The sequence below is a fragment of the Bradyrhizobium sp. 164 genome (assembly GCF_023073715.1).
In the GTDB taxonomy this organism is placed as follows: Bacteria; Pseudomonadota; Alphaproteobacteria; order Rhizobiales; family Xanthobacteraceae; genus Bradyrhizobium.
On record NZ_JADPKA010000006.1, the window covers coordinates 252,355 to 277,929 of the forward strand.

Sequence of the window (25,575 nt, forward strand, 5' to 3'; positions counted from 1 at the left end):
TACAAAAAGGCGACGGCTGGCATCCCATGGTTAGACAGGCCGCGCCGTCCGGGTCCAGCGGCTCGGTGGCAACTCATTGCACGCCCTTCTGGATCAATGACTTTTCCATGACGCCGGCGACCAAAATCCCAGTTGCAAAGTTCCGGGTCGCCGGTCTCTAATTGGAAACAATCAAAATCAATCCCGGGAGGACTTCACCGTGTCTACTGTCAAACTGACGGTCAACGGCAAGGCCGTTGCCGTTGACGTCGAGGACCGCACGCTGCTGGTCCAGCTGCTGCGCGACCACCTCAACCTCACCGGCACCCATGTCGGCTGCGACACCAGCCAGTGCGGCGCCTGCGTCGTCCACATGGACGGCCGTGCGGTGAAATCCTGCACCATGCTGGCGGGACAGGCAGACGGCGCGAGCGTCACCACGATCGAAGGCATCGCAAAGGGCGACGAACTACATCCGATGCAGGCCGCTTTCCGCGACAATCACGGCCTGCAATGCGGCTATTGCACGCCAGGCATGATCATGTCGGCGATCGACATCGTGCAGCGCCACGGGGGCCAGCTCGACGAGGCCACCGTGCGTCAGGAGCTCGAGGGCAATATCTGCCGCTGCACCGGCTACCACAACATCGTCAAGGCCGTGCTGGATGCGGCCGGTCGCATGAAGGTTGCGCAGGCGGCCGAGTAAAGGCCGCAGCGAGCAAGAAAATCACTGGCGCTTTCGATGGAAAGCGCGGGTCAACAAATTCCGGTCGGGAGGACCAGACATGGGTGTTGAAGGCATCGGCGCACGCGTGCTGCGCAAGGAAGACAAGCGTTTCATTACCGGCAAGGGCCGCTACGTCGACGATATCAAATTGCAGGGCATGACCCATGCGTATTTCATTAGAAGTCCGCACGCGCACGCCAAGGTGAAGGGGATCGACTCTTCCGCCGCGCTGAAGATGCCGGGCGTTGTCGCGGTGCTCACGGGACAGCAGCTCGTCGACGACAAGGTCGGCAACCTGATCTGCGGCTGGGCCATCACCTCCAAGGACGGCAGCCCGATGAAGATGGGTGCATGGCCGGCGATGGCGCCGGAGACGGTGCGCTTCGTTGGACAGGCCGTCGCTGTCGTGATCGCCGAGAGCAAGAATCTGGCGCGCGACGCGGCGGAAGCCGTCGTCGTCGATTACGAAGAGCTTCCGGCGGTCGCCGACATGCACGCTGCCATCAAGCCCGGAGCACCGCAGCTTCACCCCGAAGCCCCCGGCAACCAGGTCTACGACTGGGTGATCGGCGACGAGAGTGCGGTGGATGCAGCCTTCTCGAAGGCCGCCAATGTGGTCAAGCTCGACGTCACCAACAACCGCCTCGCGCCCAACGCGATGGAGCCGCGCGCGGCGATCGCCGATTACGACGCGGCGGAGGAGCATTTCACGCTCTACACGACGTCGCAGAACCCGCACGTCGCTCGCCTCGTGCTGTCGGCGTTCTACAACATTGCCCCCGAGCACAAGCTGCGCGTGATCGCGCCCGACGTCGGCGGCGGCTTTGGCTCGAAGATCTTCATCTATCCCGAAGAGATGGTGGCGCTGTGGGCCTCCAAGAAGGTCGGCCGTCCCGTGAAATGGACCGGCGACCGCACCGAGGCCTTCCTCACCGACGCGCATGGCCGTGACCACGTGACCCATGCCGAGATGGCCTTCGACGCCAACAACAAGATCACCGGGTTGAAAGTGAAGACCTACGCCAATTTCGGCGCCTACATGTCGCTGTTCTCGTCGTCGGTGCCGACCTATCTCTACGCAACGCTCCTGTCCGGCCAGTACAACATCCCGGCGATCCATGCCGAGGTGATCGGGGTCTACACCAACACCACGCCGGTCGATGCCTATCGCGGCGCCGGCCGCCCCGAGGCCAGCTATCTGCTCGAGCGGCTGATGGAAACGGCAGCGCGGCAATTGAACGTCGATCCGGCCGCACTGCGCCGGACCAACTTCATCACTCAGTTTCCGCACCAGACGCCTGTCATCATGGCCTATGACACCGGCGACTTTAATGCTTCGCTCGATGCGGCGATGAAGGCGATCGACTATGCCGGCTTCCCTGCCCGCAAGGCACAAGCAAAGGCACAAGGCAAGCTGCGCGGCATCGGCGTATCCTGCTACATCGAGGCCTGCGGCATCGCGCCGTCAAAGGCCGTCGGCAGCCTGGGTGCCGGCGTCGGCCTGTGGGAATCGGCTGAGGTGCGCGTCAACCCGGTCGGCACCATCGAGATCCTGACCGGCTCGCACAGCCACGGCCAGGGTCACGAGACCACCTTCTGCCAGCTCGTCGCCGATCGCTTGGGCGTTCCCATCAGCCAGGTCTCGATTGTCCATGGCGACACTGACAAGGTGCAGTTCGGCATGGGCACCTATGGCTCGCGCTCGGCGGCCGTAGGTCTCACTGCGATCCTGAAGGCAATGGAGAAGATGGAATCCAAAGCCAAGAAGATTGCCGCGCATGCGCTGGAGGCTTCCGAGGCCGACATCGTCATCGAGAACGGCGAGTTCAAGGTCACGGGCACCGACAAGGCGATCGCCTTCCCGATGGTCGCGCTCGCGGCCTACACCGCGCACAATCTGCCTGAAGGAATGGAGCCCGGCCTGAAGGAAAGCGCCTTCTACGACCCGACCAACTTCACCTTCCCGGCCGGCGCCTATATCTGCGAGCTCGAGGTCGATCCCGGCACCGGCAAGACGTCCTTCGTCAACTTCGTCGCGGCCGACGATTTCGGCCGGCTGATCAACCCGATGATCGTCGAGGGACAGGTTCATGGTGGACTCGCCCAAGGCATCGGGCAGGCGCTGCTCGAGCACGCGATCTACGATGCCAACGGCCAGCCGGTCACGGCCTCGTTCATGGATTACTCCATGCCGCGCGCCGACGATCTGCCCTCGTTCAATCTCTCCCACACCACGACGCTGTGCCCAGGCAATCCCCTGGGCATCAAGGGTTGCGGTGAGGCCGGCGCGATCGGCGCTTCTGCAGCCGTGATCAACGCGATCACGGATGCGATCGGCAAGAACAATCTGGAAATGCCCGCAACCCCGGACAGGGTGTGGCGCACGATCCACGCGGCTTAAGAGGGAGGAACGAAGATGTACCAAACCACCTATCATCGGGCTTCCTCGGTCGAAGAAGCCGTGAGCCTGTTCGGCAAGAGCAGCGAGGCGAAATTTCTCGCCGGCGGACAGACACTGCTGCCGGTCATGAAACAGCGGCTTGCCAGTCCCTCCGACGTGATCGACCTCGGCAGGATCAAAGAGTTGCAGGGCATCGAGCTGTCAGGCGATACGCTGACAATCAAGGCCGCCACGACCTATTACGACATCATGCAGAATGCCGATGTGAAGAAGGCGATCCCCGCGATTGCCTATCTCACCTCGGTGCTCGGCGACCCTGCCGTGCGCTATCGCGGCACGATCGGCGGCTCGATTGCCAACAACGATCCTGCCGCAGACTTTCCGGCCGCGCTGCTGGCGCTCGGCGCGACCGTAAAGACCAATAAGCGATCGCTTGCGGGGGAGGATTTCTTCCAGGGCCTGTTCACCACGGCGCTCGAAGACGGCGAGATCATCACCGCTGTGTCGTTCCCGGTTCCGGCAAAAGCGGGTTACGAAAAAATGCGGCACCCGGCCTCGCGCTTCGCACTGACCGGTGTGTTCGTCGCGCAGACCAAGTCCGGCGAGGTTCGGGTGGCCGCCACCGGCGCCTCGCAGTCTGGTGTGATGCGCGTGCCCGCAATCGAAGCCGCGCTGAAGGCGAACTGGTCGCCATCGGCGCTCGACAGCGTCAGTATTTCTGCAAGCGGATTGCTGGCTGACATCCACGGCACGGCCGAGTACCGGGCCAACCTCGTCAAGGTGATGGCGCAGCGCGCGGTAGCCGCGGCTGGGTGACGTTCGCGCTTCAGCGCGTCGACGCAATTTTTCCGCGGCGCGCACTTCGGTGCGCGCCGCTTTTATTATGCGCCCATGCATGAAAAGCGCTTGCCTCGTTCGGTGTAAGGCGGGAAAAGTTAATTGACCAATTAACTCGATAGAGGAAACGTCCAGGCGAATGCGCTCATCGCGCACGCGCGCTGCGATCCGAGGAAACAACAACGTGCTCGACAAACCAGCCCAAAACTCCTCCGTCCGCACCTCCGGCCCGCTGTCGGGCTTTCGCATCGTCGAATTCGCCGGCATCGGACCCGGCCCGTTCGCCTCCATGATGCTGGCCGACATGGGCGCCGACGTCGTCACGCTCGATCGCGTCGGCGCGAGGAAGAGCATGAAGTCGGTGGCGGGCCGCGGCCGCAAGGTGATCGAGCTCGACCTCAAGGACAAGGCGGCGATCGCGCAAGTGCTCGACCTGCTGGCCAGCGCCGATGCGCTGGTCGAAGGCTTCCGTCCCGGCGTGATGGAGCGGCTCGGGCTCGGGCCGGACGTGGTGCTCGCGCGCAACCCCAAGCTGGTCTATGGCCGCATGACGGGCTGGGGCCAGGAAGGCCCGCTTGCCAACGCCGCCGGCCACGACATCAACTACATCTCCATCACCGGTGCGCTCGCCGCGATCGGCACCAAAGAGGCACCGGTGCCGCCGCTCAACCTGGTCGGCGATTTCGGCGGCGGCGCGCTTTATCTCGTCGTCGGCGTGCTGGCCGCACTGCTGGAGGCGCAGAGATCCGGCAAGGGCCAGGTGGTCGATGCCGCGATGTGCGACGGCGCGGCGTCGCTGATGTCGTTCTTCTTCGATATGACCACGATGGGACGCTGGACCGAGGAGCGCAGCCAGAACTTCCTCGACGGCGGCGCGCATTTCTACGGCGTCTACGAATGCGCCTGCGGCCATTTCGTCTCGATCGGCTCGATCGAGCCGCAATTCTACGCGCTGCTGCGCCAGCATGCGGGCCTGACCGACGCCGATTTCGACGCGCAGATGGATCGGAACGCCTGGCCGGCGCTGAAGGAGAAGCTGAAGGCGGTGTTCAAGAGCAAGACGCGCGAAGACTGGTGCAAGATCATGGAAGGCACCGACATCTGCTTCGCGCCGGTGCTGACCATGTCGGAAGCCACGCAATACCCGCACATGGTCGCGCGCAACGTCTTCATCGAGCGCCATGGCGTGAAGCAGCCCGCGCCCGCGCCGCGCTTCTCGCGCACACCCTCCACGGTTCGCGAGCCGGAAGCGGCGGAGATCGGTGCGGTCACGAAGGCGTGGAAGGCAGCGAAGTAGCCTCAGCGCACGAATCCGTAGGGTGAAAAAGGCGCATAGCGCCGTGCCCACCATCTCTCGGAGATCGCTACAGAACTGGTGGGCACGCTTACGCTTGCCCACCCTACGGCACTGAGCTATGCCGCGCTGTCCACCTTCAACACCCCGCGCCGGATCTGATCCTCCTCGATCGATTCGAACAGAGCCTTGAAATTGCCCTCGCCGAATCCATCGTCGCCCTTGCGCTGGATGAATTCGAAAAAGATCGGCCCGATCGCGTTGGCCGAGAAGATTTGCAGCAGCACCTTGGTCTGACCGCCCTCGACCACACCCTCGCCGTCGATCAAAATGCCGTTGGTCTTGAGACGTGCGACGTCCTCGCCGTGTTTGGGCAGGCGCGCGTCGATCTTCTCGAAATAGGTATCGGGCGGAGGCGGCATGAAGGGCAGGCCGGCCTCGCGCAGGCCTTCGATGGTTTGGTAGATGTCGCGGCAGCCGCAGGCGATGTGCTGGATACCTTCGCCGCGATAGGTCTTCAGATATTCCTCGATCTGGCCGGAATCGCCGGCATCCTCGTTGATCGGAATCCGGATCTTGCCATCCGGGCTGGTCAACGCGCGCGAGAACAGGCCCGACGCGCGGCCCTCGATGTCGAAGAAGCGGATCTGGCGGAAGTTGAACAGCTTTTCGTAGAAGCCGGCCCAAACATCCATGCGACCGCGATGGACGTTGTGGGTGAGATGGTCGAGATAGAACAGGCCCGCGCCGAACGGCCGCGGATCGCGCGCCCCTAACCATTCGAATTCGGCATCATAGGCCGAGCCGTTGTCCCCATAGCGATCGACCAGATACAGCAGGCTGCCGCCAATACCCTTGATGGCGGGGACGTCGAGCGTCTTTTGCGAGGACGATACGTCGGCCGGCTCGGCACCGAGCGCGATCGCGCGATCATAGGCCGCCTTCGCATCGACAACACGGAACGCCATCGACGGCGCACAAGGGCCGTGCGCGGCGACGAAGTCGTGGCCGTGGGTGCCGGGCTCTTCGTTGACGAGATAATTGATGTCGCCTTGGCGATAGACCGTGATCTTCTTCGCCTTGTGGCGCGCCACGGCCGTATAGCCCATCAGCTTGAACAGCGCGTGCAACTCTTCCGGGTTGGGATGCGCATATTCGACGAACTCGAACCCGTCGGTTCCCATCGGATTGTCGGCGCTGATCCTGGCCGGCGGCGCATCGTGCGGAAACGGACCCATGGTGTTCTCCCAAATTGCTGCTGGGCAGAACTATCCTTCATGTAGCGCGCAATGAGCGTGCAAATCCGCCGCTATTTCTCTATCTTACACACGATCCATGCACAGAATGGGCGAAATACGCATGATCTCAGTTGATGCCTTCGACCTCAAGATTCTCGACGCACTCCAGGACGATGGCCGCCTCACCAACCAGGAGCTCGCCGGCCTCGCTGGCCTCTCTGCCTCACAATGCTCGCGGCGTCGGATGCGGCTTGAAGAGGAGAAGGTGATCGCGGGCTACCACGCTGATCTCTCCAGCGAGACGCTCGGCTTCAGCGTGGTCGCCTTCATCCAGGTGACGCTGGCGACGCACTCGCCGGACAACGCCAAGCGCTTTCGCGCGCTGGTCAATCGAATCGACGAAATCCAGGAGGCCTATTCGCTCACCGGCGATGCCGACTATGTGCTGAAAGCCGTGCTGCGCGACCTCAAGGGTCTCTCCAACCTCGTCAACGACGTCCTGATGCCGCATCAGAGCGTCGCGCATGTGCGCTCCTCAATCGTGCTCGACAGGCTGAAGGAGAGCACGCGGCTGCCGCTCAAGGAGATCAAGCCCGGCTGAAATCGAGGGAAATCCGGCATTCGTGCTAGGCATGGGATCTGCGATGATTGAGGCCAGTCCGCGGAGATTCGACCATGGCCCTCCAGCTTCGACCGAATTGCGAATATTGCGACCGCGACCTGCCGCCGAATGCAATCGAGGCGCGGATCTGCTCCTATGAATGCACGTTCTGCGCGCACTGCGTCGAGACCAAGCTCTTCAATGTCTGCCCAAACTGCGGCGGCGGCTTTATGCCGCGCCCGATCCGCCCCACGCAAGAATGGCGGCCGGGCGTCTGCACGACCAGGCAGGCGCCCTCCGACAAGCGGGTGCATCTGAAGTACAGCCTGGAAGATGTCGCTGCGCATTGCGCGAGGATACGCGAGGTGCCGCCGGAGAAGCGGTGAACTCTCTCCGCGCCGTCATTGCGAGGAGCCCTTGCGACGAAGCAATCCAGACTGCCGCCGTGGAAAGATTCTGGATTGCTTCGCGGAGCCTGTCATCGGGCCGCGCTTCGCGCGGACCCGTTGGCTCGCAATGACGGAGAATGTGGATAGAGCCTCGCGCCACGCTCCCCAGTTATTCCGCCGCCAGAATCGTCCCCTCCACTTCGCCAAACCCCACGCGATAGCCATTGCCCTGGCACCAACCGCGCATGACGAGAGAATCGCCGTCCTCCAGGAAGGAGCGTTTGGCGCCGCCGGGCAATTCCACGGGCTCGGTGCCGTTCCAGCTGATTTCCAAGAGGCTGCCGCGCTGGTTCTTCTCCGGGCCGGAGATGGTGCCGCTCCCAAGGAGATCGCCGACGTTCATGGCGCAACCGCTGGAGGCGTGGTGCATGAGCTGCTGCACCGACGACCAGTACATGTACTTGAAATTGGTGCGGCTGATGCTGGCGGGGGCGTTGGCACCGGCGGTGCGCAAGGACACGTCGAGCGCGATGTCGTAGTTCTGCGGCTTGCTCTGCTTGAGATAATCGAGCGGCGCCGGCTCCTGCTCCGGCCCCTTCAGCCGGAATGGCTCCAACGCTTCGCGCGTCACGACCCATGGGCTGATCGAGGTTGCGAATGCTTTTGCCAGGAACGGGCCAAGCGGCACATATTCCCATTGCTGGATATCGCGCGCGCTCCAGTCGTTGAGCAGCACGAACCCGAAGATCATCTCCTCGGCCTGGCTCTCGGTGAGCATGCCGCCCATCGGCGACGGCTGGCCAACGACGACGCCCATCTCCAGCTCGAAGTCGAGCCGCTTGCACGGCGCGAAGCTCGGCAAGTCCACATTCGGCGGCTTCAGCTGCCCCCGCGGGCGCTTCACCTTCGTGCCTGACACCACGACGGTCGAGGCTCGGCCATTATAAGCGATCGGCATATGTAGCCAGTTCGGCTGGAGCGCATTGTCCTTGCCACGGAACATCACGCCGACATTCGTGGCGTGCTCCTTGGAGGAATAGAAGTCGGTGTAGCCGGAGACGGTGAAGGGCAGATGCAGTTTTGCATCGCGCATCGGCACGAGCGCCTGCTTGCGCAGCTCCTCGTTGTCGCGCAGCTCCGGATGATCGTGGCGCAGGAGCTCACTGATCCGCGCCCGCGTCTTGGACCAGACGTTTGGTCCCAGCGCCATGAACGGATTGAGCGAGGCTCCGGAGAACACGCCGAGTGGACTGATATCGAGCCGCGAGTCCTGCTCGAGCTCCCAGAGATCGAGCACGTAGTTGCCGATCGCGACGCCCACGCGCGGCGTCGGATTGGCCGCAGTCGAGAACACACCATACGGCAGGTTCTGGATCGGAAAGTCCGAGGCGGGCTCGATGTCGATAAAGGAGCGGAGGCTGGGTTCGTTGGGGTGAGGCATAGGTTTTCCGTGGCGCAGCGGTGACGGTGTCACCCTCCCCTGGAGGGGGAGGGTCGGCTCATATTGAGCGCAGCGAAATATGAGACGGGGTGGGGTGATCTCTCAACACGGGCGGTGTTCCTTGCGGAGAGACCGTCACCCCACCCCGCTACGCATTCCGCTTCGCTGCATGCGTAGCGACCCTCCCCCTCCAGGGGAGGGTAAGAGGCATTACGGCGTGTTCGGATCGAACCGCTTCTCCAGGCCCTTCCAGCAATCGGCGTAATCGTCCTGGAGCGTCGACGACTTCGCCGCATGCGCAGTGACGCGCTGCGGGTAGCGGGTTTCGAACATGAAGGCCATGGTGCCGGTCAGCTTCACGGGTTTCAGCTCGCCGTTGCTGGCGTGCTCGAAGGCGTCGCGATCCGGCCCGTGCGGCAGCATGCAATTGTGCAGGCTGATGCCGCCGGGGACGAAGCCTTGCGGCTTGGCATCGTAGACGCCGTAGATCAGCCCCATGAATTCGCTCATGATGTTCATGTGATACCAGGGCGGGCGGAAGGTGTTCTCGGCGATCATCCAGCGCTCGGGGAAGATCACGAAGTCGATATTCGCGGTGCCCGCGGTCTCGGATGGTGAGGTCAGCACCGTGAAGATCGAGGGGTCGGGATGGTCGAAGCTGATCGCGCCTACGGGAGAGAACGTGCGCAGATCGTACTTGTACGGCGCGTAATTGCCGTGCCAGGCCACGACGTCGATCGGCGAATGGGCGAGCTGCGTCTTGAACAGCGAGCCGCCCCATTTCACGTAGAGCTCGGTCGGCGTGTCCTTGTCCTCGTAGTTTGCGACCGGCGTGAGGAAGTCGCGCGCATTGGCGAGGCAGTTGGCGCCGATCGGGCCGCGCTCCGGCAGTGTGAAAGCGCCGCCATAGTTCTCGCAGAGATAGCCGCGCGCCGGACCGTTCGGGATCTCGACGCGGAACTTGACGCCGCGCGGGATCACCACGATCTCGCCGGGCTCGGCATCGATGCAGCCAAACTCGGTGACGATACGCAGATTGCCCTGCTGAAGTACGAACATCAGCTCGCCGTCGGCATCATAGAAGTGCTGGTCCACCATCGACTTGGTGATGAGGTAGACATGCGCCGCCATGCCGGCCTGCGTGTTGACGTCGCCGGCGGTCGTCATGGTCTGCACGCCCTGCAGGAAGGTGATCTCCTCCTGCGGAATCGGTGCCGGATCCCAGCGCAGCTGCGCGATCGGCAGATCGTATTCATGGCACGGCGCCGAGCGCCACAGCCCGGCATCGATCTTCTCGAAGCGGCCGGAATGCTTCACCGACGGACGAATGCGATAAAGCCAGGAGCGCTCATTGCTGCCGCGGGGCGCCGTGAAGGGCGAGCCGGAGAGCTGCTCGGCATAGAGCCCGTAGGCGCAGCGCTGCGGCGAATTACGTCCAATCGGCAGCGCGCCCGGCAGCGCCTCGGTCTCAAAGCTGTTGCCGAAGCCGGACATGTAGCCCGGCGTCACCTGCGCGGAACTGCGGATGATCTGATCGGGCGAGGTGTTGATGTTCATGACTATCCTCCTCCTTGCAGCGCTGCCCACATTTCCTGGTCGCGCTTGTCGGTCCAGATCACAGGATCGTCGATTCCCGACGCTTCGTCATAGGCGCGCGACACGTTGAACGGCAGGCAGTGCTCGTAGATGGCGAAGCTCGAAAATTTCGGATCCATCACCTCGCGCGTCGCCGCCATCGTCTCCTTCAGCGTGCGCCCCTTGGCGACGGAGATCTCCGCGGCCCCATAAAGCGTTGTGACGAAATCACGCGTCATCGCGATGGCCTCGCGCACGGTGGCTGTGCCCTTCAGGGCATCACCGCGGCCCGGCGCGATCGCCTTGGGATTGAAGTTGCGGATCTCGTTCAGCGTCAGCGGCCATTCGCGCAAATGCGCATCACCGCAATAGCAGGCCGAGTGATATTCGATGAGATCGCCGGAAAACATCACCTCGGCGTCCGGCACCCAGGCGACGATGTCGCCGGAGGTGTGGCCGGCACCTAACTGGATCAGGCGCACCTCGCGTTTGCCGAGATAGATCGACATCTCGCCCTCGAAGGTCAGGGTCGGCCAGGTCAGGCCTGGAATGCTCTGCGCATCCTGGAACAGGCGCGGGAAGCGGCCGTATTCGGAATCCCAATCCTGCTTGCCGCGCTCTTCGATCAGCCGATAGGTCTCCTGCGAGGCGACGATGCCTTGCGCCTTGTAGGCGGAGGCGCCAAGCACGCGCACCGCGTGATAGTGCGACAGCACGACATATTTGATCGGCTTGTCGGTCACGGTGCGCACGCGCTCGATCACCTTGTTCGCCATTGCGGGCGTCGCCTGCGCATCGAACACGAGACAGCCGTCGTCGCCGACGATGATTGCGGTGTTGGGATCGCCCTCGGCGGTGAACGCATAGAGATCGGTACCGATCTCGGAGAAGGTGATCTTCTTCTCGGAGAGATCGCCGGTGGATGCGAAGTTCTTCGCCATCAATTCGTCCTTCAAGTCACTGGGTTATTGTTGTTGCTGTTGTTGCTGCTGGCCGTCGATCATGCGCCGCTTTGCAAGCCCGATCGCCTCCCGCAGCACGTCGATGTCGCCGATATGGTTGGCGAGGATCAGCACCAGCGCCGCGTCGAAATCGGCACTCTGCTCGTCGGTGAGCCCGCGATGGGCCTCGACGATGGCGCGAAAGGCATCGTCGGGGCGCGCGAAGTTGGAACTGGTGGAGAGCGGCATCAGAACCTCAATACAAGCCTTCGGCCCGCGCCAGCGCCGCCGCGATCATCGCACGCGTCGGGCGGCGGAAGCGCGCCGCGACATAACCGTCAGGCCTCAGCAGATAGGCGGCGCCCGGCTCGGCGCCGTAGCGTTTCGCGACCAGGCCCGAGGGATCGGCAAGTCCGCCCTCATCTCCAATGCGGATGCCCTTGATGCCATCGGGCACATCGGTCGGCGCGCCATTGCTGAACGACAGCAAGGTGAAGTCCGTTCCACCCTTGCGGAAGGCATCCGTCAGATAGATCTGCTCGCCGGCGCGCGTTGCGACGGGCGCGTCGAGCATGGAACAGCCGGGCGACGGTCCGCCGTGCCACGTATCCGCATCGAGCGAGGACAGCGGGGAGTCGTAGCTGCACGGCACCGAGAGCCGGCCGCCATTGACCATGCGCTTGCCGAACTCGGTCTCCTTGGCGAGCGACAGCACCGCCTTGCGCAGCCGCGCTTCCTGGTGCGAGTTCGGCGCCATGAAATCGGTCGAGCGGGTGGATTCGCGGATGTTCTCGTCAGCCGCCATGCTGCGCTCGGCATGATAGCTCTCGAGCAGGCTCGCGGGCGAAGTCCCGCGCAGCACACGGTCGAGCTTCCAGGAGAGATTCTCGGCGTCCTCGAGTCCCGAGTTCGCGCCGCGTGCGCCGAAGGGCGAGACCTGGTGAGCGGAATCGCCGGCAAAAATCACGCGGCCGTGGATGAACCGGTCCATCCGCCGGCATTGAAATTTATACAGCGAGATCCACTCGAACTCGAACTTGTCGTGCCCGAGCATGCGCGCGATGCGCGGCCGCACGTTTTCCGGCTTCTTCTCGACGACGGGATCGGCGTCGCGATTGAGCTGGAGATCGATGCGCCAGACATCATCAGGCTGCCGGTGCAAGAGCGCCGAACGTCCGGCATGGAACGGCGGATCGAACCAGAACCAGCGTTCAGTCGGGAATTCCGCGGTCATCTTGACGTCGGCAATCAGGAACTGGTCCTCGAACACCTGTCCCGCGAATTCGGCGCCGACCATCTGCCGCAGCGAGGAGCGCGCGCCGTCGCAGGCAATGACATATTGCGCGTGCAGCCGATAGGCGCCCTCGGGCGTTTCGATCGTCAGCGCGACGGCATCGTTGCGCTGCTCCAGCGCCGTCACCTTGTTGCGCCAGCGCAGGTCGATCGCAGGCAGATCCTGGATACGATCGACCAGATAGGCTTCGGCGTAATATTGCTGAAGGTTGATGAAAGCCGGCCGCTTGTGACCGTCCTCGGGCAGCAGGTTGAACTGATAGAGCTGCGACTCGCCGTGGAAGATCCGGCCGACGCTCCAGACCACGCCCTTCTCGACCATGCGGTCGCCGACTCCGAGCCGGTCCCAATATTCCAGCGAACGCTTGGAGAAGCAGATCGCGCGCGAGCCTTCGCCGATACGATCGGCATCATCAAGAAGAACGACGCGCTGGCCGCGTTGGGCAAGGTCTATCGCCAGCGACAGCCCGACCGGACCCGCACCGACGACCACGACCGGATGCGCGGCCGGGTCCTGGCCCGAACGATCCTGATCGGGGTGGCGTTGGTAGCCGAACTGGGATTTGGCGTGCGCCATGCACTAACCTCGGCTCTGGTCAGGAGAGGACTGATCTGCTAGATAGTCTCACGTGCAACTATTTTGGACCGGAGCCGGCCGGCCGTCAACCGAATTCGGAGCGCTCTGCTTGGCAAGGACATCCAGTGACATCGCGCTGAGGACACGCGAAGCCGAAGAGGCTTCATCGCGGCCAAAGCCTCGGCTCGATCTGTTCAAGTTCGTGCCGTTCCGCCTCAACCGGCTCGCCGCGGAGGTGAGTTCCGCGCTCGCGGTGGAATATCAGGAACGGCATGGCCTCGATATTCCGGCGTGGCGCGTGATCGCCACGCTCGGCTTTCGCAACGATGCCTGTAGCGCGCAATTCATCTCGCAATGCACCCGCACGCACAAATCGACCATCAGCCGTGCGGTGACGACGCTGCTGCAGCAGGGCTTGATCGAGCGGGTCGAGAACGAAGCCGATCGCCGCGAATTTCGCCTGCAACTGACGAAGAAGGGCCGCGCGCTCTATGAAGAGCTGTTCCCGCAATTGCTGCGACGGGAAGACGAGATCCTCGCCTGCCTTTCCGCGCAGGAGCGCAAGCAGCTCTCGGCTTTGCTCGGCAAGATCGAAGAGAGCCTCGACCTGATCCAGACCAGCGAAGAGGCGGACGCCAAGCAGGCGTATTAGGCGATGCTGTCATTCCGGGGCGCCGCGACAGCGGCGAACCCGGAATGACGCTACCGCGTCACTTCGCAAACGATCTCGTCGGCGGCAGGTGCAGCGCCCAGGCATCGATCTTGTCGCTGGCGCGTGGATAGATCTCCGTCACGATCGGATCATGACCGGGAATGAATCGATCAGGGTGACCGGCGAGGCGCTCGATCGTCTCCCAGCCTTGCGCCATGTCGCCGACATTGTAGACGATCGGGAATGGGCTCTTGCGCTGAAGATTGGCGTAGTAATGCGCGGCATCGGACGCCAGCACCACCGGTCCGCGCGCGGTCTCGACCCTGACGACCTGCAAGCCGTCGGAATGGCCGCCGACCCGATGCACGGTCACGCCGGGCGCGACCTCGCCGTCGCCCGAATAAAACGTAACGCGCTCGCCATAGACATGGCGCACCATCTGCGTGACGTGCTCGACCGAGAACGGATGGCGCAAGAGGCCATTGCACATGCAGCGGCCGGTCGCGTAAGCCATCTCGCGCTCCTGGAGATGGAAGCGCGCATGCGGGAAGCGATCGAGATTGCCGGCATGGTCGTAATGCAGATGCGTCACGATGACATCGCGAATCGCGGCCGCGGCGACACCAAAGCGCTCCAGCGCGTCAACAGGATTGAGCGTCAGCTTGCGTGCCCGCGCGCTCGCCTCCTCGGCGTTGAAGCCGGTATCGACCAGGATGTCGCGGTCGCCGCCGCGGATCAGCCAGACGAAGTAATCGAGGTCCTGTGCCGCGCTGTCATGCGGGTCGGGCACGAGGAAGTTCATGTGAGGAGTGCGCGGCGACATCGTCGCATAGCGCAGTGCGTAGATCTCGTAGACGTTTCCCATGCCTCTGCTCTTTGTTTCTTTCTGAGTGGACCTGCGGGACGAGCCGGCGCACCAAGCCATTGTCCGCAGCAAAGGTCAAACACCTGGGGTTGCGACGGCCGCGGTCCTGCAATGTGAGAGCAATCACATTTTCGTCGCCCTGGCTGCCCTAACATCCCGCAGATAGGATCGCACCAGATGCATCGAGCACAACCATGACAGCCCCCTTTATTCCACTCGAAGCGTGCCTATGCCTTTGGGTCGATCGTCGCAATAAAGCCGAATGTCCAAGCGGTTGACGCCCCCTGTCCCCGGTTTGATAATGCCTAAAGCGTAAGTTAAGGTCGCCGCGGCGCAAGCTGGAACGGCGCCTTTTTGGCTGGACCGCGCTGATTATGAAAATTCGCTTCCTTTTTCTGCTGCCCCTGCTCATCTCGCTTATCCCGACTGCTCCGACGCTTGCGGCTGGCGACCGCTTTGCGCTGGTGATCGGCAACGCCAAATATCCGGATGCGGATGCCCCGTTGAAGGAACCGATAAACGATGCGCGCGACGTCGCCGACGAGCTCAAGCGCGACGGCTTTTCCGTCGAGATCGGCGAGAACCTGACCGGCGACGGCATGCGCCGCGCCTTCGAGAAGCTCTACGGTAAGATCAAGCCGGGTTCGGTGGCGCTGGTGTTCTTCAGCGGGTTCGGCATCCAGTCCGCGCGTCAAAGCTATTTGCTGCCGGTCGATGCGCAGATCTGGACCGAATCCGACGTGCGCCGCGACGGTTTCAGCCTGGAGAGCGTGCTTGGCGAGCTCAACACCCGCGGTGCCGGTGTCAAGATCGCGCTGATCGATGCCTCCAGGCGCAACCCGTTCGAGCGCCGGTTCCGCAGCTTCTCGGCCGGCCTGACCCCGGTCATCGCGCCGAATGGCACCCTGGTGATGTATTCGGCGGCGCTGGCCTCGGTGGTCTCGGATGCCGGCGGCGAGCACAGCCTGTTCGTCCAGGAGCTGCTGAAGGAAATTCGCGTCCCCGACCTAATGGCCGAGGAGACGCTGAACCGCACCAAGATGGGCGTTACCCGCGCCTCGCGCGGCGAGCAGGTGCCATGGATATCCTCTTCATTGGCTGAAGATTTCTCGTTCATTCCGGGGGCCGGCGGATCGCGGCCGTCGACGACGCCACCACCGGCGCCGCCGGCCGTGGTCGCCAACAACCCGCCGCCGGCATCACCCGCGCCGCCGACACCGCCTCCGCCGACGAAGCCGGCCGACACGGTTGCGGCGCCTGCACCACCCCCTCCTTCTGCACCGGCACCCTCGCCGAAGCCGCAGGTCGAGGCCGCCCTGCCGCCACCGCCGCCGCCCGCGAAGCCGGCTGATCCCGCTCCCGCGCCGAACGCGGACGGCGGGCCGAGCCCCGCCGTCCTGGCTGACGACCCCACGATCAAGAGCCTGACAGCCAAGATTGCCGCCAATCCGGACGACGTGAACGCGCTGTACCGGCGCGGCCAGGTCTATGCCAGCAAGGGCGCCTACAACCTCGCCATCAAGGATTTCGACGATACGCTCCGCATCAACGCGAAGGACGTCGAGGCGCTGAACAACCGCTGCTGGACCCGCACCGTGGTCGGCGACCTTCAGGGCGCACTCAAGGATTGCAACGAGGCGCTGCGGCTGCGGCCGAACTTCGTCGATGCGTTGGACAGCCGCGGGCTCGTCAACCTGAAATCGGGAGCGGTCAAGAACGCCATCGCCGATTTCGACGCGGCCCTGAAGATCAATCCCCGCCTGACCTCCTCGCTCTACGGACGCGGCCTTGCCAAGCAGCGCAACGGCTCCGCCCAGGAAGGTGCGCTCGACATCGCCAATGCCAAGGCGATGGATCCGAACATCGTTCAGGAATTCGCAAGTTACGGAGTGCGTTGATATTTTTTTGAGTTGAGGGAAGACGCGCCTCGAACCTTGAACAGCCCAGGGAAGACTAATGGGCGGATGCCGCAAGGGGGCTTTCCCGAGGGCTTATTGCAGGAATTTGGAAACGCGCGAGCTGGCCGCGCAGGAGGGACTGCTATGAGATTGGCTGCAAAGGGACTTACCGCGATCCTGTCCATCATCACCATCGGCGCCGCTCTGTCGCTGCCGGCTTCGCCCGCCGTCGCGGGCGACGAAAGCAACAGCAAGAACGTCACCGAGGACGAGATCGTCCGCGCGCTCGCGCCGCCGGCAAAGAAGCCTTTGACGCGCGGCCTCTCGATCGCTCCGCAGGCCGATCCCGCGCCGAACGCGGCGGAGACCAAGCTGATCCAGTCCGTGCGTGGCCGCTCGACGCGTTCGCTGTCGTCGACCGAGCGCGAGGAAATCGCCTCGGTCGCCAAGGACAAGCCGAACATCGATCTCGAGATCACGTTCGACTACAACTCCGCCAATATCAGCGCCAAGTCCATGCCGTCCGTGCAGGCGCTCGGCCGGGCGCTGACGAGCCCCGACCTCAAGGGCTCGACCTTCGTGGTCGCCGGTCACACCGATGCCGCAGGCGGCGAAGCCTACAACCAGGACTTGTCGGAGCGCCGCGCCGATTCGATTAAGCGCTACCTCGTCGACAAGTACGGCATCTCCGCGACCGACCTCGTCACCGTCGGCTACGGCAAGAGCAAGCTGAAGGATCCGAACCAGCCGATGGCGGAGGTCAACCGCCGCGTGCAGGTCGTCAACATGGAAAACAAGACCACCGCATCCAAGTAAGCACGACGCAATCCTTTGCAGTGACAAGTCGTGATGTGGTGTAACGTCTCGCTTCCAGGGCGCGTCCCGCAGCCTTGCGGGACGCCACTTTATTTCAGGGAAACGCTCTCGATAGGCCTCGTACGGACGGCCGTGAGCCAGGCCAGGATGATCCGGCGATGAACCTTTCCGAATATCTCAAGCCGGCGGGAACGGTGGTGTTCGTCGTGGCGCTCGGCCTCGGCTATTATCTGTTTGAGCATCGGCATCGCCCTGAGGCGAAGGAAACGCCGGGCGAGGCGCTCGTCATCGTGACGAAGTCGACCAATGCCTGCTTCTCCGATCTCGTGCGGGTGACCGGCTTCTTCGTGCCGCGCCGCGAGGCCGTGGTCGTGGCCGACCAGGAAGGCTCTCGGGTTACGGACCTCTTCGTCACCGAAGGCACTGTTGTCACCGATAATCAGGAACTGGCCCGCCTGACCGCGCCGCCGCAGATCCCGGGCCAACCGCAGCGGCCCGGCCCGCAAGGCCCGATCTCGCTGAAGGCGCCCGCGCCGGGCCTCATCACCGAGGTCCGCACCATCGTCGGCGCGCCGGCCTCGCCGCAGGCCGGGCCGATGTTCCGCATCGCCGTCAACAGCGAGATCGAGCTCGACGCCCAGGTCCCGGCGGTTCACATGCCCAAGCTCAGCTCCGGCGCGACCGTGCGCATCAGCCGCGACGACGCGCCCGATCTGATCGGCCGGGTCCGGCTGGTTGCGCCCGAAATCGACCGCACGACCCAGCTCGGGCGCGTCCGCATCAGCGTCACCAACAATCCCTCGCTGAAGGTCGGCGTATTCGCCCGCGCCTCGATCGATGCCAAGCGAAGCTGCGGCGTCTCGATTCCCAAGACCGCGATCGACCATCTCACCGTGCAAGTCGTCAAGGGCAACATTGTCGAGACGCGCAAGGTGCGGGTCGGACTATCGTCCGACAGCGCGACGGAAATCCTGGAAGGGCTCGAGGTCGGCGAAATCGTTGTCGCCGACGCCGGCTCTTCGCTCCATGATGGCGACCAGATCAAAACCATGTTCGCCGATGAACTCGATCGCACGCGGGTACGCTGATGGCTCTCAATATCTCGGCATGGTCGATCCGCAATCCGTTGCCGTCGGTCGTCTTCTCGATCATCCTCCTGATCCTCGGCTGGACCTCCTTCACCAAGCTTGCGGTGACGCGGCTGCCGTCGGCCGACATTCCCGTGATCTCGGTCGCCGTATCGCAATTCGGCGCTGCGCCTGCCGAGCTGGAATCCCAGGTTACCAAGACGGTTGAAGACGCCGTCTCCGGCGTCGAGGGCGTGCGGCACATCACCTCCTCGATCACCGACGGCCTGTCGGTCACCACGATCCAGTTCGCGCTGGAGACCAACACGGACCGCGCGCTCAACGACGTCAAGGACGCGGTGACGCGCGTGCGCTCCAACCTGCCGCAGAACGTCACTGAGCCGCTGATCCAGCGCGTCGACGTCATCGGCCTGCCGATTGTCACCTATGCCGCGATCTCGCCCGGCAAGACGCCCGAGCAGCTCTCCTATTTCGTCGACGACGTGGTCAAGCGCGCGCTGCAGGGTGTGCGCGGCGTCGCCCAGGTCGAGCGCATCGGCGGTGTCGAGCGCGAGATCCTGGTTTCGCTCGACCCCGATCGATTGCAAGCGATGGGGCTGACGGCGGTCAATGTCAGCCAGAGCCTGCGCGGCACCAATGTCGACGTCGCCGGCGGCCGCGCCGAGATCGGCAAGAACGACCAGGCCATCCGCACGCTCGCCGGCGCCAAGACGCTGGGCGATCTTGCCGGCACAATGATCCCGCTGTTCGGCGGCGGCGAGGTCCGGCTCGACGATCTTGGCACCGTCACCGACACCATTGCCGACCGTCGCACCTTCGCCCGCTTCAACGGCGAGCCGGTGGTCGCGCTCGGCATCAAGCGCTCCAAGGGCGCCAGCGACGTGAAGGTAGCCGAGGCCGTGCAAAAGCGCATCGACGCGCTGAAGGCCTCCTATCCCGACGTCGATCTGAAGCTGATCGACACCTCGGTCGAATATACCAAGGGCAATTACCACGCTGCGATCTCGACCCTGTTCGAAGGCGCCATCCTCGCCGTCGTCATTGTGCTCCTGTTCCTGCGCGACCTGCGCGCGACCATCATCGCCGCGATTTCGCTGCCGTTGTCGATCTTCCCGGCGTTCTGGGCGATGGACCTGCTCGGCTTCTCGCTGAACCTCGTCAGCTTTCTCGCCATCACGCTGTCGACGGGTATTCTGGTCGACGACGCCATCGTCGAGATCGAGAATATCGTCCGGCACATGAACATGGGCAAGTCGCCCTACCGTGCCGCGCTGGAGGCCGCCGACGAGATCGGCCTCGCGGTGATCGCGATCTCGCTGACCATCATCGCGATCTTCGCACCCGCGAGCTTCATGTCGGGCATCGCCGGACAGTTCTTCAAGCAGTTCGGCATTACCGTTTCGGTCCAAGTATTCTTCTCGCTGCTCGCGGCCCGCTTCGTCACCCCGGTGCTAGCCGCCTACTTTCTCAAGCACCACACGCATGTGGAGCCGCCGCCCGGTCGCATCTTGCGGTCCTACCATGGGATCGTGGCCTGGTCGGTGAAGCACTATTTTATCACGGTGCTGATCGGGCTCGGCGTCTTCGCCGCCTCGATCTGGAGCATCACGCTGCTGCCGCAAGGCTTCCTGCCGGCGCAGGACAGCGCCCGCTCGCTGCTTGCCCTCGAGCTGCCGCCTGGCACTCAGCTCGCCTACACCGAAAAGGTCACCGAGGACATCGTCGCGCGGCTGCGCAAGCGGCCCGAGGTGAAGAGCATCTTCGTCGACGGCGGGCGCGTCCCGCCGGGCACTCAGGAAGTCCGGCGCGCCGCTCTGATCATCAACTACACGCCCAAGGACAGCCGCGACATTACCCAGCGCGAGCTCGAGTTCTCGATCAGCCAGGAGCTGGAGAACGTTCCCGACATCCGCTTCTGGTTCCTCGACGAGAACGGCCTGCGCGCGATCTCGCTGGTGGTGACCGGTGTGGATCCCAACATCGTCAACAACGTCGCGAGCGAGCTTGCGACGCAGATGAAGCGCATTCCCACCATCTCCAACGTGATCTCGGAAACCTCGCTGGAGCGACCCGAGCTGCGCATCGAGCCGCGCGCCGATCTCGCCGCGCGGCTCGGCGTCTCGACCGAAAGCCTGTCGCAGACCATCCGCGTCGCCACCATCGGCGACGTCGGGCCTGCACTCGCCAAGTTCGACGTCGGCGACCGCCTGGTGCCGATCCGCGTTCAGCTCGAAGACGCCGCGCGCGGCAATCTGAAGACGCTCGAGCAGCTCCGTGTCCCGCTCGGGGAGCACGGCGAGAAGGGCGGCGTGCCGCTCTCGGTCATCGCCGACGTCAAGCTCGACCAAGGCCCCACCAGCATCAACCGCTACGACCGCGAGCGGCAGGCGACCGTTGCGGCCGATCTCGTCGGCTCCGCCGCGCTCGGCGATGCCACCAAGAAGATCTACGACCTGCCGGTGATGAAGAGTCTGCCGAAAGGCGTGAAAGTCTCACCCTCCGGCGACGCCGAAAGCCTGAACGAGCTGTCCGACGGTTTTGCGACCGCGATCACGGCCGGCCTGATGATGGTCTACGCCGTGCTGGTGCTGCTGTTCGGCACTTTCCTCCAGCCGATTACCATCCTGTTCTCGCTGCCGCTCTCGATCGGCGGTGCGATCGCCGCCTTGCTCGTCACCGGCAAGCAGCTCACCACCCCGGTGTGGATCGGCATCCTGATGCTGATGGGGATCGTCACCAAGAACGCAATCATGCTGGTGGAGTTCGCCATCGAAGCCATTCGCACCGGCAAGCCGCGCGAGGAGGCCATGATCGACGCCGGCATGAAGCGCGCCCGCCCCATCGTGATGACCACGATCGCAATGGCCGCGGGCATGATGCCGAGCGCGCTCGCGGTCGGCGCCGGCGGCGAGTTCCGCTCACCGATGGCGCTCGCGGTGATCGGTGGCCTGATCTTCTCGACCATCCTGTCGCTGGTGTTCGTGCCTGCGATGTTCATGGTGATGGACGATTTCGGCGCACTGATCTGGCGCTTCGCCAAGCGATTGATCGTGCACAGCGAGGACGCGATGGCTCCCGGTCATCACGGAGCAGCGCCGGCGGAAGCGGCGCCGACGCCGAAGAACATCGCGCGCCCAGCGGCGGAGTGAAATCCCGGCGAGCAAACCAGGGCGGCACACTGGCGAACGGCGCCTCCAGGCGCTATGTTAGCCCCATGACTTTCTCGCGTATCACGATCGATCCTGCGGTCTGCACCGGCAAGCCCTGTATTCGCGGGATGCGATTTCCGGTCGCACGGCTGCTCGGCTTGTTGGCTGCCGGCGAAACACGTGAATCCGTGTTGAACGACTACCCGTATCTCGAACGTGGAGACATCGACGAAGCGTTGCGCTACGCGGCCTTCCTTGCTGAGGATGAATCCGTCGAGCTGCACCCCGCTGTTACGGCGAAGTGAAATTCATCATCGACATGCCCCTCTCGCCCTTACTTGTCGCACTGGCTGACAGAGATGGGGCATGATGCGGTGCATGCTTCCGCGATAGGCTTTCATTCTGCAAGCGATGTGGAGATCATCGATCGTGCCAGACAGGAGGATCGCACGATCATCACGGCGGATCTCGACTGCCCTCGCCTGATCGCGACTGCGGGAAGTGACAGCCCAAGTCTCATTCTATTCCGAGGGGGCGACTGGACGGAAGCGGCCGTCCGGGCCCGATTGGCGGAGGTTTTATCTGCCCTGCCTGAGAACGAAATCCAGGATAGCATCATCACGATCAACCGGAACGTGTGCGTCGGCGCAGACTCCCGATCGCTTGATTCTACTCGTTCCGTGCGATCGCGGTCAGCTTTGTCATGTTCCTCAGCAATATCCGGCCGCGCTGGAGATCGAGGATTGCCTCCTTGCGCCAGGCCTGAAGCTGGCGGTTGACACTTTCACGGGCGGCGCCGACGAAGACGCCGAGCTGCTCCTGCGAGATGTGCACCTCCGAGCCGAAATCGGCGGCGAGCGCGCAGAGCCGCCGCGCCAGCCGGACCGGCAGCGGTTGCAGCATGGATTCCTCCATGCGCTCGCTCTGCCAGCGGATGCGCTGGCAGAGCAGCGCGATGATCTTGATCGCGACCTTCGGCTCGCGCTCGAGGAAACCGAGGAAATCCTCGCGCCGCAGCACGAACAATTCGCTCGCCTCGCCCGCGGTCGCATCGGCCGTGCGGCTCTGGCCGTCCAGCACCGCGACCTCACCGAACAGGTCGCCCGGCCCCATGAAGTTCAGCGTCAGCCGGCTGCCGTCGGAGGCGCCGGTCTCGATGCGGACCTGGCCGCGGCGCACGCCGAACAGCGCGTCTCCTGGATCGCCCTTCTGAAACAGCACCTCGCCGCTCGCCAGATGCTGGGTGTGGCAGAGACCGGACAGCCGCTGGAGTTCGTCCGCGCCGAGGTCAGCGAACATCGCGTTCATCTTCAGGATGACCGCAAATTCGGCCTGCTTGCTCATTTCAATGTCCTTGTCAATTTACTCGTGAATGACTTTGGCAAATCGCTTGGAACCATCAGCGTAGGATGGCGTAAAACCGCGCCGGAGAAGTGTGGCATAAGTCACATAACTTTGCAGCACCTCCCGACTATTTTTGCGCGCTTGGAGCCGCTTCCCGTCCCGGGATAAACTCACGTGCAAATGACGGTAATCTGCCGGGTTCGCCGCCGATTGTCCGTCGCTGGGAAGTCGACATGAGAGCTATGAAGTTCGTCGGCGCGACAATAGCCGCCGTCATCATCGTGATCGCAATCCTTCTGGTGGTCGGAATCCCCTCCGGCTTCCTGACCTCGACGATTGCCGCGCGGGTCGAGAGCGCGACCGGCTATCGCCTGTCGATCGACGGCACCACGAAGATCAGCCTGTGGCCGACGCTGAACGTCACCCTGGGCGACCTCACGCTGCAAGACCCGAAGGACCGCAGCGGCATCACGCGCCTGACGGTCGACAGCGTGCAGGCCGACATGTCGCTCTCCAGCGTGTGGTCGGGCCAGCCTGAGATCAGCGAGCTCGTCGTCACCCATCCCGTGCTTTACCAGCCGCTGCTGCGTGAGCGCCTGCCGAATGCCGGCACCGCGTCGAAGCCGCTCGCGCTCGACACGAATAGCGCGACCATCGATCGCGTCAAGATCACCGATGGCGAGATTGCATTCGCGCGCGTGCGCGATCGCGTCGAGGGCCGCATCAGCGCCATCAACGCCGAGGCGATCGTTGGTGGCGATCGCAAAGTCAACATCACCGGCACCGCGCGCGTCGGCGAACATCCGACCAAGTTCGACATCAAGGGGACCACGCCGACGGCGGCGGGCGACCGGCCGACGATCCCGGTCGACTTCGCCATCGACATGCCTGACGTGCTGAAGTCCCAGCTCGCAGGTCACGCCGAGATCCGGCTGAGCGGCGACATCGTGATGATCAACGGCCTGAACGGCAGGCTCGGCGACAGCCCCTTCAACGGCTGGGCTTCGGTCGACATCGCGAGCAAGCCGCTGGTCAAGGTCGATCTCGACTTCCAGCGGCTCGCGATTCCGCTGGCGAAATCGCCGGAGGGCGCGGCCGGGCAGCCCTGGAGCAGTGCGCCGATCGACGTCTCCGGGCTTAATTATGTCGACGCGCAAGTCAGGATCTCGGCGAACGAAGCCGTGATCGGTGATGCGCGGCTTTCGCCGCTCGCGCTCGATGCAAAACTCGCCGGCGGTGTGCTGAAGGCCGGCACCGCCAATCTCGGCGCCTATGGCGGCCAGGTCTCGGGCGAGATGATCCTGGACGCGACCACCGGCGCGCCGAGCTTCGCCATGCATTCCGACCTCGTCGGCGTGCGCGCGCTGCCGCTGCTCCAGGGGCTTGCCGAATTCGACCGCATCGACGGCAAGCTGCAGGCCAAGCTCGCTTTGCGCAGCGCCGGCACCAGCCAGCGCGCGCTGATGGCGAACATGCAGGGCACGGCCTTCGTCAATTTCCAGGACGGCGCGATCCGCGGCATCAACGTTGCGCAGATGATCCGCTCGCTGACCACGGGCACGCTGTCCGGCTGGCAACAAGACCAGGACCCCAGCCGGGACCAGAGCACGGACCTGTCGCAGCTCTCGGCCTCCTTCCGCATCGACAAGGGCCAGGCGGTGACGACCGATCTCAATCTGATCGGGCCGCTGGTGCGCGTCACCGGCGCCGGCACCATCGCCCTTGACACCAAGATGATGGGCTTCCGCGTCGAGCCCAAGCTCATGATGACGACCGAGGGTCAGGGCCGTACCTCCGATCCGGTCGGCTTCGGCATCCCCGTGATGATCCAGGGCACCTGGTCGCAGCCGCGGATCTATCCCGACATGGCCGGCGTGCTCGACAATCCGGATGCCGCCTATGCCAAGCTGCGCGAGATGGGCAAGGGCCTGTTCGGCCCCGATGGCGCTGGGCTTGGCAATATCCTGGGCGGCCTGGGGTTGGGCGGCACTGCACCGGGCGGTGGCAACGCGACCAGCAATGCCAATCCACAAGGTTCGCAGCCGGGACAGAACAATCTGCTCGGCGGTCCCCTGGGCGAAGCCATCGGCAATCTGATCCAGCAGGGGCTTTCCAGCGGCGCCGGGGCCGGCGCTGGCACCGGCCGCAGCCGCAGCCTGCCGGCGCCGCCACCCACGCCTGCGCCACAGGCCTCGCCTGCCGCCCCCGCCCTGGAGGACCCGCCGGTGGTACAGCAGGACAGTCAGCCAATGAACGACGTGCTGCGGCAGCTCTTCAATCGATGATTGGCGGACCCGCGCACTGGGCTCCACAGCGAGGAAGCCGCTGCAATTCACCCCTTTCCACGCGCTGCCTTTCCACCTGTCCCGGCGCCCACAGCGGGTAACCACAACGGCGGCTCGGTCGGGCCCCTTGGCAATCCTTGGCCCGAATTGTGGTAGAAGGCTGCCAGGGCCGGTGCGGCCCGTAG

Annotated in this window: 21 protein-coding genes; 13 read left to right on the top strand and 8 right to left on the bottom strand. The window is 64.0% G+C overall.

Annotated elements, in window-relative coordinates; genetic code table 11:
• Positions 1–199: 199 nt before the first annotated feature.
• The 4 genes from IVB01_RS02900 to IVB01_RS02915 all read left to right on the top strand — a co-directional run bounded on the left by IVB01_RS02900 (position 200) and on the right by IVB01_RS02915 (position 5,241).
• Positions 200–685, top strand: coding sequence for a (2Fe-2S)-binding protein (locus IVB01_RS02900; RefSeq protein WP_247276739.1), 486 nt, complete (start codon positions 200–202; stop codon positions 683–685).
• 79 nt (positions 686–764) lie between these two features.
• Complete coding sequence (locus IVB01_RS02905; protein WP_247297719.1) at positions 765–3,107, top strand: xanthine dehydrogenase family protein molybdopterin-binding subunit; 2,343 nt, start codon at positions 765–767, stop codon at positions 3,105–3,107.
• Between the two features lie 15 nt (positions 3,108–3,122).
• Positions 3,123–3,923, top strand: coding sequence for a xanthine dehydrogenase family protein subunit M (locus tag IVB01_RS02910; protein WP_247276741.1), 801 nt, complete (start codon positions 3,123–3,125; stop codon positions 3,921–3,923).
• A gap of 205 nt (positions 3,924–4,128) precedes the next feature.
• Positions 4,129–5,241: a CaiB/BaiF CoA-transferase family protein gene (locus IVB01_RS02915; RefSeq protein WP_247276742.1), complete on the top strand. Its 1,113-nt coding sequence runs from the start codon at positions 4,129–4,131 to the stop codon at positions 5,239–5,241.
• Between the two features lie 116 nt (positions 5,242–5,357).
• Here IVB01_RS02915 and hppD read toward each other — a convergent pair whose 3' ends face one another.
• Positions 5,358–6,476, bottom strand: a complete 1,119-nt coding sequence (gene hppD, locus IVB01_RS02920) for a 4-hydroxyphenylpyruvate dioxygenase (protein WP_247276743.1) — start codon at positions 6,474–6,476, stop codon at positions 5,358–5,360.
• Between the two features lie 121 nt (positions 6,477–6,597).
• Between hppD and IVB01_RS02925 the strand changes: the two genes are divergently transcribed.
• On the top strand, positions 6,598–7,077 hold the full coding sequence (locus IVB01_RS02925) for an Lrp/AsnC family transcriptional regulator (RefSeq protein ID WP_247276744.1): 480 nt from the start codon (positions 6,598–6,600) through the stop codon (positions 7,075–7,077).
• 74 nt (positions 7,078–7,151) lie between these two features.
• The gene (locus IVB01_RS02930; RefSeq protein WP_247276745.1) at positions 7,152–7,463 is read left to right on the top strand and encodes a DUF1272 domain-containing protein; all 312 of its coding nucleotides are present in this window, start codon (positions 7,152–7,154) and stop codon (positions 7,461–7,463) included.
• Positions 7,464–7,635: 172 nt separating this feature from the next.
• On the opposite strand, the gene fahA is transcribed toward IVB01_RS02930, so the two are convergent.
• From fahA to IVB01_RS02955, 5 genes are all read right to left on the bottom strand, one after another.
• Complete coding sequence (gene fahA / locus IVB01_RS02935; protein WP_247278666.1) at positions 7,636–8,907, bottom strand: fumarylacetoacetase; 1,272 nt, start codon at positions 8,905–8,907, stop codon at positions 7,636–7,638.
• Positions 8,908–9,117: 210 nt separating this feature from the next.
• Complete coding sequence (gene hmgA / locus IVB01_RS02940) at positions 9,118–10,464, bottom strand: homogentisate 1,2-dioxygenase (protein ID WP_247494241.1); 1,347 nt, start codon at positions 10,462–10,464, stop codon at positions 9,118–9,120.
• Positions 10,465–10,466: 2 nt separating this feature from the next.
• Positions 10,467–11,423 (bottom strand): MBL fold metallo-hydrolase, encoded by a 957-nt coding sequence (locus tag IVB01_RS02945; RefSeq protein ID WP_247278664.1) that lies wholly within the window; start codon positions 11,421–11,423, stop codon positions 10,467–10,469.
• 24 nt (positions 11,424–11,447) lie between these two features.
• A complete protein-coding gene (locus tag IVB01_RS02950) occupies positions 11,448–11,672 on the bottom strand; it encodes a DUF2783 domain-containing protein (protein WP_131874472.1) in 225 nt (74 codons plus the stop codon).
• Positions 11,673–11,679: 7 nt separating this feature from the next.
• The gene (locus IVB01_RS02955) at positions 11,680–13,293 is read right to left on the bottom strand and encodes an FAD-dependent oxidoreductase (RefSeq protein ID WP_247278663.1); all 1,614 of its coding nucleotides are present in this window, start codon (positions 13,291–13,293) and stop codon (positions 11,680–11,682) included.
• 109 nt (positions 13,294–13,402) lie between these two features.
• Between IVB01_RS02955 and IVB01_RS02960 the strand changes: the two genes are divergently transcribed.
• The gene (locus IVB01_RS02960) at positions 13,403–13,945 is read left to right on the top strand and encodes a MarR family transcriptional regulator (RefSeq protein ID WP_247278662.1); all 543 of its coding nucleotides are present in this window, start codon (positions 13,403–13,405) and stop codon (positions 13,943–13,945) included.
• Between the two features lie 58 nt (positions 13,946–14,003).
• Here IVB01_RS02960 and IVB01_RS02965 read toward each other — a convergent pair whose 3' ends face one another.
• Positions 14,004–14,810, bottom strand: coding sequence for an N-acyl homoserine lactonase family protein (locus IVB01_RS02965; RefSeq protein WP_247278661.1), 807 nt, complete (start codon positions 14,808–14,810; stop codon positions 14,004–14,006).
• Positions 14,811–15,184: 374 nt separating this feature from the next.
• On the opposite strand from IVB01_RS02965, the gene IVB01_RS02970 reads away from it, so the two are divergent.
• From IVB01_RS02970 to IVB01_RS02990, 5 genes are all read left to right on the top strand, one after another.
• Entirely contained in the window at positions 15,185–16,708 is a 1,524-nt protein-coding gene (locus IVB01_RS02970) for a caspase family protein (RefSeq protein WP_247416785.1), read from the top strand.
• Positions 16,709–16,852: 144 nt separating this feature from the next.
• A complete protein-coding gene (locus tag IVB01_RS02975; protein WP_247278659.1) occupies positions 16,853–17,524 on the top strand; it encodes an OmpA family protein in 672 nt (223 codons plus the stop codon).
• A gap of 158 nt (positions 17,525–17,682) precedes the next feature.
• The gene (locus IVB01_RS02980; protein WP_247278658.1) at positions 17,683–18,612 is read left to right on the top strand and encodes an efflux RND transporter periplasmic adaptor subunit; all 930 of its coding nucleotides are present in this window, start codon (positions 17,683–17,685) and stop codon (positions 18,610–18,612) included.
• Positions 18,612–21,761 (top strand): efflux RND transporter permease subunit, encoded by a 3,150-nt coding sequence (locus IVB01_RS02985; protein WP_247278657.1) that lies wholly within the window; start codon positions 18,612–18,614, stop codon positions 21,759–21,761. Before IVB01_RS02980 ends, IVB01_RS02985 begins: the two co-directional genes overlap by 1 nt.
• Before the next feature lie 65 nt (positions 21,762–21,826).
• Positions 21,827–22,066, top strand: a complete 240-nt coding sequence (locus tag IVB01_RS02990; RefSeq protein WP_247278656.1) for a DUF433 domain-containing protein — start codon at positions 21,827–21,829, stop codon at positions 22,064–22,066.
• Positions 22,067–22,430: 364 nt separating this feature from the next.
• Here the strand turns inward: IVB01_RS02990 and IVB01_RS02995 are convergent, their stop codons facing one another.
• Complete coding sequence (locus IVB01_RS02995; RefSeq protein WP_247278655.1) at positions 22,431–23,105, bottom strand: Crp/Fnr family transcriptional regulator; 675 nt, start codon at positions 23,103–23,105, stop codon at positions 22,431–22,433.
• 233 nt (positions 23,106–23,338) lie between these two features.
• Here IVB01_RS02995 and IVB01_RS03000 point away from each other — a divergent pair, with 233 nt between their 5' ends.
• The gene (locus IVB01_RS03000) at positions 23,339–25,390 is read left to right on the top strand and encodes an AsmA family protein (RefSeq protein ID WP_247278654.1); all 2,052 of its coding nucleotides are present in this window, start codon (positions 23,339–23,341) and stop codon (positions 25,388–25,390) included.
• Positions 25,391–25,575 lie beyond the last annotated feature (185 nt).

Excerpts from the sequence above, each read along its gene's own strand:
- IVB01_RS02905 (WP_247297719.1), top strand. The coding sequence starts at position 765 with ATGGGTGTTGAAGGCATCGGCGCACGCGTGCTGCGCAAGGAAGACAAG.
- IVB01_RS02910 (WP_247276741.1), top strand. The coding sequence starts at position 3,123 with ATGTACCAAACCACCTATCATCGGGCTTCCTCGGTCGAAGAAGCCGTG.
- hppD (WP_247276743.1), bottom strand. The coding sequence starts at position 6,476 with ATGGGTCCGTTTCCGCACGATGCGCCGCCGGCCAGGATCAGCGCCGAC.
- IVB01_RS02925 (WP_247276744.1), top strand. The coding sequence starts at position 6,598 with ATGATCTCAGTTGATGCCTTCGACCTCAAGATTCTCGACGCACTCCAG.
- IVB01_RS02930 (WP_247276745.1), top strand. The coding sequence starts at position 7,152 with ATGGCCCTCCAGCTTCGACCGAATTGCGAATATTGCGACCGCGACCTG.
- fahA (WP_247278666.1), bottom strand. The coding sequence starts at position 8,907 with ATGCCTCACCCCAACGAACCCAGCCTCCGCTCCTTTATCGACATCGAG.
- hmgA (WP_247494241.1), bottom strand. The coding sequence starts at position 10,464 with ATGAACATCAACACCTCGCCCGATCAGATCATCCGCAGTTCCGCGCAG.
- IVB01_RS02945 (WP_247278664.1), bottom strand. The coding sequence starts at position 11,423 with ATGGCGAAGAACTTCGCATCCACCGGCGATCTCTCCGAGAAGAAGATC.
- IVB01_RS02950 (WP_131874472.1), bottom strand. The coding sequence starts at position 11,672 with ATGCCGCTCTCCACCAGTTCCAACTTCGCGCGCCCCGACGATGCCTTT.
- IVB01_RS02955 (WP_247278663.1), bottom strand. The coding sequence starts at position 13,293 with ATGGCGCACGCCAAATCCCAGTTCGGCTACCAACGCCACCCCGATCAG.
- IVB01_RS02965 (WP_247278661.1), bottom strand. The coding sequence starts at position 14,810 with ATGGGAAACGTCTACGAGATCTACGCACTGCGCTATGCGACGATGTCG.
- IVB01_RS02970 (WP_247416785.1), top strand. The coding sequence starts at position 15,185 with ATGAAAATTCGCTTCCTTTTTCTGCTGCCCCTGCTCATCTCGCTTATC.
- IVB01_RS02975 (WP_247278659.1), top strand. The coding sequence starts at position 16,853 with ATGAGATTGGCTGCAAAGGGACTTACCGCGATCCTGTCCATCATCACC.
- IVB01_RS02980 (WP_247278658.1), top strand. The coding sequence starts at position 17,683 with ATGAACCTTTCCGAATATCTCAAGCCGGCGGGAACGGTGGTGTTCGTC.
- IVB01_RS02985 (WP_247278657.1), top strand. The coding sequence starts at position 18,612 with ATGGCTCTCAATATCTCGGCATGGTCGATCCGCAATCCGTTGCCGTCG.
- IVB01_RS02990 (WP_247278656.1), top strand. The coding sequence starts at position 21,827 with ATGACTTTCTCGCGTATCACGATCGATCCTGCGGTCTGCACCGGCAAG.
- IVB01_RS02995 (WP_247278655.1), bottom strand. The coding sequence starts at position 23,105 with ATGAGCAAGCAGGCCGAATTTGCGGTCATCCTGAAGATGAACGCGATG.
- IVB01_RS03000 (WP_247278654.1), top strand. The coding sequence starts at position 23,339 with ATGAGAGCTATGAAGTTCGTCGGCGCGACAATAGCCGCCGTCATCATC.